The organism is Cloacibacterium rupense (assembly GCF_014645495.1).
Taxonomy (GTDB): Bacteria; Bacteroidota; Bacteroidia; order Flavobacteriales; family Weeksellaceae; genus Cloacibacterium; species Cloacibacterium rupense.
In genome coordinates this window covers 121,928-135,350 of record NZ_BMLV01000007.1, presented here as the reverse complement: position 1 = coordinate 135,350, position 13,423 = coordinate 121,928, and the positions used below count along the sequence as shown (strand labels likewise).

The window sequence follows — 13,423 nt, the reverse complement described above, 5'->3', positions numbered from 1 at the left end:
TCTTTAACTGAAGATAAAAAATTGGCTATCCAAGGAAGATATCCTTTCAGTGTTGATGATAAAGTGAGCTTGGGGACAAGATTCGGCTTGCAAGGGCAGTATGAAATATCTGTTGATGGTAAAGAAGGAATTTTTGCGAGTCAACAACCGATATATTTGAAAGATTATCTGACAGGTGTGGTGACGAATCTTTCTCAAGAAAAATATGTTTTTACCGCCAATGCAGGAGATACTACCAATCGATTCGAAATACAGTATACCAACCAAGGCACACTAAACACCACAGATTTGAAAAACCAATCTACTGTGGTTTATCAAGAGCAAAATGATATCATCATAGAATCGCCATCAGTCATTAAGGGCTTGAAAGTATATGATGCCTCAGGTAAATTGGTTCACCAAAGTATAGAAAAAGAAAAGAAAGTCATGATTTCAACTTTGAACTACTCAAGAGGAGTCTATGTGATAGAAATAGTAACCGATAAAGGGAAAGAAGTGAAGAAAATTGTGAAGTAGGTTCGAGATTCGAGATACGAGTTACGGGATACGAGTTACGAGATACGAGATACGGGATACGATTTTTGAGTACTTGGTATTATTTGATAAAAAATGGAAGATTTTATTGGCCTCGGTTTTAGAGGAAGTAAAGTCTTCCTTTTTTTTGTATCTGGTGATTGGTTGTATCAAAATTTTTTCTCAACAATGGGGGTATAAATCATTCATTTAAATCCTAAAATAATTGAATGTTGAAGTCTTTAAATTTATTATTTAATAATAAATATGAGTAATTGTTTGATAATGAATAGATTTTATTTTTTTGTATTGTTTTTTTTGTATTTTTGCACTAAAGACACATGATAATTTTTTGAAGCAAATTCCTCTTTAGCTCAAGAAGGATTGCTTTTTGAATAGATTTTTTTCTAAACACAAAAATGATAACTAATAATCTTTCTTTCTTAAAGGCCTTTTTCAGGCTATTATTCATTATATCTTCTATTTACGGATGGGGGCAAGTAACATTGTTAGATCCTACGGGTGATGGTGGTTTTGAAACAGGAAATACTTTTGCACTAAACAATTGGAATGCTGCAAATACAGGATCAAACAAGAATTGGTCGATTGGCAATTCTGCACATATAGGTGTTTCTAATGGCAGTAGAGCTGCTTTTATTGGTAATAGTTCGCAGACAGGTCAAACAAGAATTACTCATTTGTATAGAACTTTGAGTATTCCTGTTGGAGCTACTAATATTCAATTGTCATTTAAATATAGACAAACAGCTGTAGATACAAACAATGATTTATTAAGAGTATATTTAAATAACAATACTCCTATATATGCGACTGCGCAAAGTGCTGGATTGTTGACTACAGTAAACCCTTCAAATCCATCCAATACTTATTCGAGTTTTACTAATGTATCAGTAACTATTCCTAATTCTTATGCTGGAACTACAAATAATTTAATATTTACATTTTTTTCTAATAATAATACTCCAAATGCTTTTGGAGGGTTTGATGAAGTATCTGTTACATATTCTCCAGCTAATGATGCTGGAGTAACCACAGTTCCTACGCTAACATGTCAAGGTACCCAAAACGTAGTTGCTACTATAAGAAATTATGGAACTTCTAATTTGACTAGTGCAACCATCAATTGGTCAGTAAATGGTGCAGCACAAACTCCTTTTTCTTGGACGGGTAATTTGGCAACCAATGCCACAGCTAATGTTACTATTGGTTCTTTTAATTTTTCGCCTAGTACCAATTATAGCATTACAGCGTTTACATCTTTGCCTAATGGTGTTACAGATAATAATACGACAAACGATAATTTTACCACTGCAAGTTTTCAAACTAATTCTGGACCTACAGATGTCAACATTACCAATGCCAACGAGGTAGTTTGTAAGAATACCGTGAAAACACTTACAGCTACTGGAGGCGTAGTCAATAATGCCGTTATTTTTAGTGAAAATTTTAATTCTGGTATCGGAACTTTTACTCAAACCAATTCATCTACAGGCGGAACACCAGCTAATGCAGCTTGGACCAATAGGGCAAATGGGTATACATATTTAAGTTTTTTTACTTTTAATTCCAACGATAATTCCAATTTCATGTTGTCTAATAGTGATAGCCAAGGATTTGGTAGTACTACATCTACAACTCTTACTTCTCCATTATTTAGTTTGGTTGGTTGCACATCACCAATTCTTAATTTCTATCATCATTTTTTTTATGCCTCTGGAGATACAGCAAAAGTACAAATATCAACCAATGGCGGAACTTCATTTACTGACCTAGTAACCTATACATCTAGTCAAGGAGGAACTAGTAGTTTTTCTTTGGTTTCTATTGATTTGTCTGCTTACGCAGGTCAATCTAACCTCATGATAAGATTCAAATATGATGCTTCTTATGGTTGGTGGTGGGCTATTGACAATGTTTCTGTGGTTGCCAATAGGCAAAACATTACTTGGTCATCAAGTCCTTCATCACCCAATACAATATTTACAGACGCTGCTGCTACTGTGCCTTATGTTTCTGGTACACATGCGACTACCGTTTATGTGAAGCCAACGGTAACTACAACTTACACTGCCACATCTACTAATGGAGGTTGCACCACAACAGATGTAGTCACCTACTCTATGGAAACGGCTGTTTATAATGGTTCTTCTTGGACCCCTGCACAAGTCAGCAACAGAGCGATAGAGTTTCAGGGCAATTATACTTCTCCAGGTACGGGTATCAATTTGCAAGCTTGTAGTTGTACTGTAACTTCTGGTACTGTAAAAATTGCTTCAGGTGATACTATGACACTGCAAGATGAAATGATTGTGAATGGAGGTTCTATAACTTTTGAGAACAATGCCAATCTTTTACAAACTAATCCTAATGCAATCAATACTGGAAACATCATCGTAAAGAGAAAAGCAAAGATGAAGCGATTAGATTACACCTATTGGAGTGCTCCAGTAACGGGGCAAAATCTTAAGTCGTTTTCACCTAATACTTTGAATTCTAGATTCTATGTTTACAATGAAGCTACAGATTTTTTCTCTACCATAGACCCTCTCTCTAATTCTTTTGCCACTGCTGCAGGCTATGCTATTAGAGCTCCAAACAATTATCTTACTTCAACTACAACACAGGATTGGACATTTACTGGAGTACCTATTAATGGTACGAAAACTATTAACATTACTAAAAATGGAAGGGGTTTTAATTTGATAGGAAATCCTTATCCTTCTAATATAAGTTTTACAAGTTTTTATTCAGCAAATAGTACAATTATTCAAAATAAAGCTTTCTTCTGGACCAATACCAATGTAAACCCACCTGCGCAACAAGGAGCTTCGTACAGTGGTAACAATTATGCGACTTTGACGAGTACAGGAGGCACTCCAGCCACAAATTCGTCTATAGCGCCAACAAATGAAATTGCTGTTGGGCAAGGTTTTATTGTAGAAAAAACCAATGCAGGAACTTCAGCAGTTACTTTTAATAATACGATGAGGACTAATACCAACGGAGTGTTTTTCAATTCCAGATTGGCACCGTCTAAGCAGAGTCCTAAATATTGGTTAAAATTGACCACGCCTGCTAAAAACTTCAATACCCTTTTAGTAGGGTATGTACCGGGTGCGACCAATGGATTAGATGCTAGTTTTGATGCAGAACCTATTGCCATGTCTTCTGATATGTTCTATTCTATACAAGACGACAAAAACCTGATCATTCAAGGCAGAACCGTTAATTTTAGTACCAAAGATAAAGTTCCATTGGGTGCAATTTTATATGAGTCAGGGAATTATGAAATCGCTATCTCTGAATTAGAAGGGATTTTCCAGAATGCTCAACCAATATATTTGAAGGATAAATTGCTCGACAAAATGGTCAAACTTAATGATGGGGGCTATTCATTTTATGCAGAAGCAGGAGTTGTAAATAATCGTTTTGAGATTGTGTATAAACCTGATTCTACGCTATCTATTGAGGATCTCTCTAAGAATGGTTTACAAGTCTATCAGGTAGAAGGTTGGATTATGATTGATAGCCAAGAAGGATTGAGCAGAGTATGGATTAGCGATTCGGCAGGTAAATCTCTTTATGAATCAGAAGTCAAGGGTAAAACAACACGAGTCAATGCATCACACTATCCTTCAGGAATGTACTATGTAACTGTAGAAACATCAAGTGGACAAAAGCAGACGAAAAAGATTTTGAAGAAGTAGGAGGGCGTATTGAGGGATGAATGATGAATGATGAATGATGAATGATTCGAGATTCTGGGTCTGGTATCTAGCATCTAGCTTCTGGCTTGTGGCTTTTCATTTTTATTTTCTTAGATTCGAGATACGAGATTTGAGATTTTGGGTCTGGTTTCCAGCATCAAGCTCATAGCTTATGGCGTCTGGCATCTAGCATCTTCTGAGAACCGAGATTTGAGATGCGAAATACGAGATTTTGGGTCTGGTATCTAGTATCTCGCTTATGGGATCTAGCATCTAGCATTTAGTATTCCACTTCTATCATTTTTTGCATCAAAACCTTTTGTCTCAATCCTAAAGGGAGAGATTTTGATTGAGTTTATTAACTCAATCCAATCATTTCAATTCAATTCAATTCTCTCATTTACTTAAATACCCAAAAATCAGAACTCTAAACTCATAACCCACAAATCGAATTTCCATTTTGGCTTCATTTTTGCTAAACAATTGTTTAATAGCTTTAAACTATCGTTTCTGCTTATTAGTGCTGATGCTATAAATAATCCTAACATAGTGATTGATAGTATAAATTGATATTGATTTATCATAATATAAAATCTATGTATCTTTGCAGTACAAATGAAACATCGATAATGAAAAGCTTGTCAAAAGATTTTCATGTATAAACCCGGTTAATTTTTATGATTAACTATTAAACACAAATTCAATGATAACTAGAAAATTACTCTTGCTACTTTTGGTGTGGCCTGCATTTATTTGGTCACAAACTAATCTAGTCAAATGGTATAATGCTGACTTTTCTCCCACAAATCTTGAAAAAAATATCACTTCTTCAAATATACAAGCATTGGGGAGTGGAGTTTCTTTGACTAATGAAATTTGGGGTTCTGAGAATGTTTTTTATTCTTTTAATAGCAATACTTCTAGTACTAGCATTAATACTTCTAGGTATATTCAGTTAAAAGTATCACCAGATGCTGGATATAAAATTGTTTTTAATCAATTTATCTTTAATTCTAGAGCACAGGGAGGCTCTCAGCAAAAATATCAAGTATTTTATTCAAAAAATTCTGATTTTTCTTCGGCTACGGGTTCAGGTGAAAGGGTAAATTCTACGAGTTATACTACCAATACGATTAGTTTAAATGGAATTACCGTGAATTCAGGAGAGTCACTCTACATCAGAATTTATGTTTACAATACCAACAATAATTTCCATATTGAACATAATAATAGTGGAAGCGTTGCACCATATATTACAGGTAATGTAAGTCTTGTAACCCCTGTAATTGCTACCGCTACTGATGATAAAGTAGGTACGTATAAAAATACAGCCCTTCTTACCAATATTTTAGATAATGATGAGTATAAATATACTTCACCTATTACCCAAATTAATATTGCTAGTCAACCAGAAAATGGAGTAGCTACAATAAATGGAGTTGGAAATATCACGTATACGCCATCTAATAATTTTGTAGGGTATGACGAGTTTTATTATACACTCACCAATTCTGTTGGGGTTTCTAATACTGCAAAAGTAACTTTACAAGTCATCGAAAATTCTGGTACTGGTGCAGAACAAGTTTTGGTAAGATGGCGCTCTAATGATAATTTGCCAAATCCAACCAATTATGTGACGGGTGTAACAGGTGTCAAAGCTTTGTCATCTGAAATGACAGTATCAGCCGGTAGCGATGGGACTAATACTGTCTATTTTTTAGATAATTTACCTACACCACAGATTAATAATGGTTCTTATAAAGAGAGTAATTATTTGCAATTTGCCATCAAAGCGGGCAATAGTAATGATTATAATGCGCTTTTGAAAAAATTTGTGATGGAGTATAGATCACAGGGAGGAACAGGAAATTTAACCATTAGATATTCCAAAGATTCATCTTTTTCATCAGGGGTTTATGTTTTAAATAATAACACGAGTTATAACAATTCTTGGGCTTCAGTTTCTTTAAATTTTGATCCATTGGTTTCTTTTCTTTATCCTGGAGAAACGATGTATGTAAGATTATATGCTTATAATACCAATAATAGATTTATGATAAAATATAAATTTAATCAGGAAATTGGGCCAGCTATTTTAGGTAGTGTTTCTCAGTACTATCCAGAACCTTGCCAAGAAACAGTAGTTTGGACGGCATCGGGATGGAGTGGAGTTCCGAATATTAATAAAAAAGCAATAATAAAAGCTAATTATAGTACTTCTGTAAATGGTAATTTTGAGGCTTGTTCTATAGAAGTTCAAAATGGGAAATTAACGGTTTCTGGAAATAATTATATTAAGATTAATAAAGCAATTACTTTATCTGGAAGTGCTTCTATTGAAGTAGAGTCTGATGGCAATCTTTTTCAAGTGAACAAGAATATTGTAAACACCAGCCCAATTATTGTTAAGAGGAATACCAATCTCAAAAGATTAGATTATAATTATTGGGGCTCACCGGTTTCAGGTCAAAATCTGAAATCTTTTTCACCCAATACACTTAATAATCGTTTTTATACTTATAACGATGCTAGTGATTTGTTTGTTGCAGTAGATCCTATTGTCAATAGTTTTTCTCCAGGTGTAGGTTATGCCATTAGGGCGGCAAATAATTTATCAACCACCACTAACACCGTGGTAGGTCAATTTACTGGTGTTCCAAATAATGGAGATGTTACGGTACCTGTAAAAAAATCTTCAACCGGAAATGGATATAATTTGGTTGGCAACCCATATCCTTCGGATATAAGTTTTGAAGACTTTTACAGTGCCAATAGTGGTGTAATCAATAAAGTGGCCTATTTTTGGACTAATATTAATCCTAATCCTGCCATGCAAGGGGCTAATTATCCTAATGGTGGGTATATTAACAATTACGCCATTTTAAATGGAAGTGGTGGTGTGCCTGCTGCAAGCCCTGCATGTAATACTGATGCTACAAAATGTTCTAAAATACCTACAGATATAATAAAAGTAGGGCAAGGTTTTTTAGTAAAAGCTAAAGTAAGTGGCACCTCTAATCTCGTTTTTAGCAATACGATGAGAAAAACTAGCTCTAATAGTAATTTCTTTAATAGGGTAGCTATTAAATCTTCTTCTGAAAATTCAGTTGATCGCTTTTGGCTCAAGTTAAGCACTCCTCTTCAAATGGAAAACAAAATCCTTATCGCTTATAAGCCAGAGGCCACCAATGATTTTGAGACAGATTATGATGCTCCTCTGATGGTGGTAGGATCAGATTCTTTTTATTCTATATTAGAAAATAAAAAATTGGCCATTCATGGTCGAAAATACCCATTGGTCAATGATGATGTTGTGCCTCTAGGAGCTTCTTTTTTTGAAGATGGTACTTATACTATTTCTCTTGAAGAAAAAGAAGGGATTTTCGATTCTGCACAACCTATCTATTTAAGAGATCATTTTACAGGGAAAATAACCAATCTATCTCAAGAAAATTACACGTTTTCTGCAACAAAAGGAGTAACAGACCAGCGTTTTGAAATTATATACAAGAACGAAACTTTGGGAACAGATAATTCATCTAAAAATGAACTTCTCGTGTACCAAACTGGTGATTTGATAAAAATAAGTTCACCAGAAAACATCAATAAAGTATCGGTATATGATGCCAGTGGTAGATTGATGCATCAATGGAAGGCTTCGGGGAAAAATACAGAGATGAACGCTTCTAAATTGTCGTCTGGATTATATATTGTGAATATAGAAACCATTAACGCAACCCAGTCGAAAAAAATTCTTAAAAAATAAATTGAGTTCCTTTAGGGAATTTATAATTGACAACTTTCAAGATTCTATTTGCTTTTTACGTAGGCAAGTAGAATCTTTTTTTTGCATTTAGGAATCAGTACTTACTTTATCATAAAATTTTTCTCCAACCCTAGATGGATTGATTCGAGATTCTGGGTCTGGTTTCTTGCTTATAGCTTCTGGCATCTAGCGTCTTACTTTCATCTTCCGAGTTTCTAGATTTGAGGTCCGATTTAGCTTAGTTTGGCTTCGCAGTGAGAGATTTGAGGTTTTTCAGAAATCGAAGTTTTTCTTCTTCATCTAAGAAATCACGAAAAGCGTGTATCATCATGGTTTTTGATGTTTAAAAACTCTATAAAATTTGTTGAAAAAATCAACAGACCATTTAGCTTGAGACTGCTTTTTCAAATTTTCAAATTCTTAAATTTTAAAAGATAAGTTAAAATACTCTATTGAATGGATGTTCATACGTTTAAATATTCATGTAATCAGCCTTTTATTTAACATAATTTATTATTATATCATCATGAGATAATAGTGGCAATAAATATGAATTTTGTTATGTTTTTAAAAAATCGTTAAAAAATAATTAACAAACTATTAAAATAATTTTTATATTTGAAATCCAAAAAAACACAAAAAAACACGAACTGATGACAAAAAAAACTAATACTTTTTTTAAAGGGTCAATTATGGAATATGTCCAGAGAAAATTTTATTTTTTAAATAGAATCACTTTCCATTGTAAATTGAATTACGGGTGGATAGTTGCATTTCTTTTTCTTTTTTCCTTTAATGAAATCAAAGCTAATGGAGCTGCCAATGGTGATGTAGGAGTTATTCTGACTGCCAATGGGGGAACAAAAACTTTGTATAAAGTATATAACAATTGGAGTTTTGGTACATGTAATTCCTATAATACCAATACTGCAGAGTCTTTTAGCGGTAAAAATTTTGGAAATGTTAATTCGTTGGTGCTTAATGGAATGGCCATAACAGGTTGGACTGATAATTCAGATTTTGTTTCTGGTAGAATTGAATACAAAATTTGGCTAAACGGACAATCAGAACCATCTTCTATTACTGGTAGTTTCGATGTGGGTGGATATGGGGTAAATTGTACTGGAGCGAGTAATGTAATGTGTTCTTCAGGGAATAATAGATTTGTAGCGATTGATAACCAATCTATTGATTTGTTGGCGAGTTTGTCTCCGGGTACATACAATATTAAGATATGGTCTTTTGGGCAAGTAAGATATAATTGTGGTTCATTTAATCAGGTTAATAATGCGCCAGTTACTGCTGCATTTACCAAGAATCCTGTAGTTATTTTTGATGGCAATGGAGCTTCTTCAGGTTCAATGTCTAATCAATATGTAACTTATAATACCGCATCCTCATTAAACGCTAATGCTTATACAAGAACTGGATATACATTTTCTAATTGGAATACTGCATCAGATGCTTCAGGAACTACTTATGCTAATTTAGCTAACGTTACTTTAACCAATAATCTTACATTATATGCACAGTGGTATATTAATCCTATTATTTCTCTAGGTGCTATCTCCGGCTCACCATTTTGTTCAGGGTCTTCGATATCTGTGCCTTATACCGTTTCAGGAACTTTTAATTCTGGAAATCAATTTACGGCGCAACTTTCTAATGCTTCGGGTTCTTTTGCTTCACCTATTTCTACAGCAAGTGTTACCTCTACTACTTCTGGTACTATTTCGCTGAGTATTCCCTCTAATGCAGCTTACAGTACAGCTTACAAAGTAAGAGTAATTTCAAGCAATCCATCTCTTATCAGCAACGAAAGCGCAGCTTTTACCATTCGTCCTATTCAGTTTTTTGCTAATCTTGAAACTCAAAATCAAACGATTTGTAGTGGGAATAATATCACGAACGGAAATGTTACAGGTAGATTATACATTCCGGGGATTAGCGATTCTGCGGGGCAAGGTTCTGGAGTTACTGTAGAATTTGGGTATAGCTCATCTAATACTAATCCAAATACTTGGACAAATTGGGTGAATGCAGCATATAAAGAAGATTCTGGTAATGACGACCGATATACCATTAATAATTTTGGCTCCTCTTTATCTGCTGGAACTTATTATTATACTTTTAGGTATAGAGTAGGGACTTGTGAATGGGTCTATGGGGGCTATAATGCTGGCAATTGGAACGGAACGACCAACACCAATGGAGTACTTACTGTAAACTCGCCACCTGCTATTTCTATACAGCCTTCCTCTTCGGCACAAAGCATTTGTAAAGATTCGCCTGCAGTTGCGTTAAGTGTTACCGCTAGTGGAAGTGGTATCAGCTATCAATGGTATAGTAATACCACTAATTCCAATACTGGTGGAACTAATTTAGGAGCTGCCAATGGGGCGCAAACGGCTACATTTACTCCTCCTACATCAACAGTTGGAACTCTTTATTATTATGTAGTGGTGAGCAATGCGAGTTGTGCTTCTGTTAGCAGTAGTGTTTCAGGGGCTATAGCTGTGACCACCCCAGGAGTTTGGGGAGGAAGCACCAATTCAGATTGGAATACGGCGTCTAACTGGTGTGGTGGTGTACCTACCAATACTACAGATGTTGTAATTCCTTCTACCGCTCCTAATATGCCTACATTAAGCAGTAATGCTGTGGCAAAATCCATTACCATCAATAATGGGGCTACCCTAAATGGAGGCAGTGGCAACCTGACTTTGTCTGGTAATTTCACCAACAATGGAATTTACAATGCACAGACAGGGACAATAACCGTTTCTAGTACTGGGACTTCTTTTGTAGGGACTAGTTCGCCTTATTCTTTTTATAATTTGGTTTTGAATGGAGGAGCTACTTTCTCAGCACCACCAACCATCCTAAATATTCTCAACATTAAAGCTGGAGGATTTGTGGCTGGAAGTACGCCTATATATGCCTCTGGTTCTACCTTAAAATATAATTCTGGAGGCAATTATACGGTTAACTTAGAATGGCCTACTTCTACCATTCCTCATCATCTCACCATTGGAGACGAAGTGAACAGCTCTGAGCTGAATTTTGGCAGCAGCAATACCTTTAGACAAGTCAATGGGAATGTAAGCATTGGGGCAGACCCTCTAACAGCCAGACTGGTTCTTTCTACCGCTTCTGGAGGTGACCTAAAAGTGAAAGGAAATTATACGGTAGGGCAGAATAGCAGTATACTCAATAATGGAAGAGCTGTTTTTTTCAACGGTTCCTCAGGAAATCAATTGGTGACCAAAACAGGAGGGGGTAATTTATTTTTTGACTATTTAATTATTGATAAAAGTGCTGGAGATTTACAATTGTCAGGAGCTGTAGGGCAAAAAACAAATGTACAAATCAATAGCAACATCACTTCTTCTAGCTACCATTTGCAATTGCTTAATGGAAATTTAGACCTTAATGACCAATCGTTCACCATGAATTCTATTGCGCCATCTGCAGCAGCAGCAGAACGGTCAACCAATATTCAGGTCGGTTTTGCAGGGAGTACAGGGGTGAGAAGAATTTATACTTCTACAGGAAGTGGCGACTTTATCTTTACTGGTCAATATTCGCCTGGGAAAACCAATGCTTTATTCTATTTCCCTTCTTCATCTACTCTTACATTTGATGCTAATGTTACCTTGCAAACCAGTGTAGGTTTAGATTTTGGAACCAACGGTTCTACGCTCATCAATGCTATATTTCAAATCAATCAATATGGTTTTGTCATTGGCCATTCTCCTGATTATGGAAATTCTTCTTTTTTGATTTACAACAACGGGTCTAATGGTTTTTACAGAAATATGGAATGGGTTTCTACCTCAGGTGCAGGTTACCCTAATCATGTTATCATCAAAGGAAATAATAGTACTTTGGTAGAACTAGATGGGGCAAGTCCGTTTGGTTATCCTGCGCCTAATGATTTGGGTTGCTCTGGGAACTTAACCATTGAAGCAGGAGCTACCTTGAAGTTAAATAATATGCCCTATGATCTTTTTGTAGCTGGTAACATCAACATGGCAGGAAGCTTGCAACTTTCTTCGGTAAATAATGCTGATGTCTATCTCAATGGAAATTGGACTCAAACAGGCAGTGGAACATTAACTCCAAATAATAGAACCGTATTTTTTAATAAACAAAGCACTATTACTGCTCAAACGATAGCGGGTTCTACCACTTTTGACCATCTTACCCTTAACAATGCTGCTGGATTAAATTGTATTGGTACTACCGATAACAATACCATTAACAAGAACCTTACCCTTAGCCAAGGTAAAATAACACTCAATACCAATCATCTAACCATTGGGGCTTCGGGAGATATTTTAGGATATAATAATACCAAGTATATCGTAACCAATGACACGGGTGAACTTAAAAGAACTTTAGGAACTGCTAAAACATATCCTGTTGGCTCTTCTTCTGCATACAATCCTATTACCATAACCAATTCAGGGACTTCAGATGTTTTCGGAATTAGAACCATCTATGGTGATATTACAGATGCCATTAATGCAGCTGACCCGTATGATTTTTTCAATAATACAGGGGTTCTTAAATTGAAATGGCAAATTACAGAAGCTAACTCTGGAGGAAGCATTCTTTCCCCAGTTCCTCAATGGAATCTTTCTGATGAAGGTGCTAACTTTTCTTCTTGCAGTGCCACTGTCAATTTATACAATGGAGATTATACTTGGTTAGAGGCAGAAGCGACCTATTCTTCGACCTATCCTAAAACAGCGACCCCTATTTCTGGCTATACATTAGCGCCACTAGATTTAGCGACAGGAAATCACTACATCACCGTGGGCGATGTGCACGATACTACCACTTATTTCGGAAATACTACCACTGGGTATTGGAACAAATGTCTTCCTAATCTTAAGATTAAAGCCATTCTAGCGGGTAATTTTGATACTTCTGTCTCTACAGGAAATAGTTTTGAAGCTAAAAAATTGACGGTAAACCCTTTTGCTTCCTTGTTGATTAAATCAACAAACCATGTAAAGGTGCTGAATGAAGTCATCAACAATGGAGAAATGACAGTGGAAAATGAGGCCAATTTATTGCAGATTAACAATACCACCAACTCTGGCAGCATTACGGTAAGAAGAAACGCCCTAATGAAGCGATTAGATTATACTTATTGGGGTTCACCAGTTACGGGGCAAAACCTTCGAACATTTTCACCGGGCACCCACCCGAGCAGATACTACACGTATAATGAATCAACCGATGGTTTTACGTATATAGACCCTTATAGCAATAGCTTCAGTGCAGGTATTGGTTATGCCATCCGCGCTTATAATACGTATGATGCGAATACAAAAAGCCCGTTTTTAGGGAGCTTCTATGGCGTTCCTAATAATGGAACAGTATCTGTAAATCTATTGTACAGTGG

The 13,423-nt window shown here is 35.6% G+C and carries 4 protein-coding genes; all 4 read left to right on the top strand.

Going from position 1 to position 13,423, the window contains the following annotated elements:
* A partial coding sequence (locus IEW40_RS13685; protein ID WP_194461765.1) for a T9SS type A sorting domain-containing protein occupies window positions 1-516 on the top strand: 516 nt, incomplete at its 5' end.
* A 416-nt stretch (window positions 517-932) separates the two neighbouring features.
* Window positions 933-4,241 (top strand): RemA C-terminal-like gliding motility protein, encoded by a 3,309-nt coding sequence (locus tag IEW40_RS13680; RefSeq protein WP_188618679.1) that lies wholly within the window; start codon window positions 933-935, stop codon window positions 4,239-4,241.
* 703 nt (window positions 4,242-4,944) lie between these two features.
* Entirely contained in the window at window positions 4,945-8,007 is a 3,063-nt protein-coding gene (locus tag IEW40_RS13675; protein WP_188618678.1) for a RemA C-terminal-like gliding motility protein, read from the top strand.
* 749 nt (window positions 8,008-8,756) lie between these two features.
* Window positions 8,757-13,423: beta strand repeat-containing protein (locus IEW40_RS13670; protein WP_188618677.1), on the top strand; the 4,667-nt coding region annotated here is incomplete at its 3' end.

Bases quoted from the DNA above. Each gene is read 5' to 3' on its own strand.
- IEW40_RS13680 (WP_188618679.1), top strand. From the start codon at position 933: ATGATAACTAATAATCTTTCTTTCTTAAAGGCCTTTTTCAGGCTATTA.
- IEW40_RS13675 (WP_188618678.1), top strand. From the start codon at position 4,945: ATGATAACTAGAAAATTACTCTTGCTACTTTTGGTGTGGCCTGCATTT.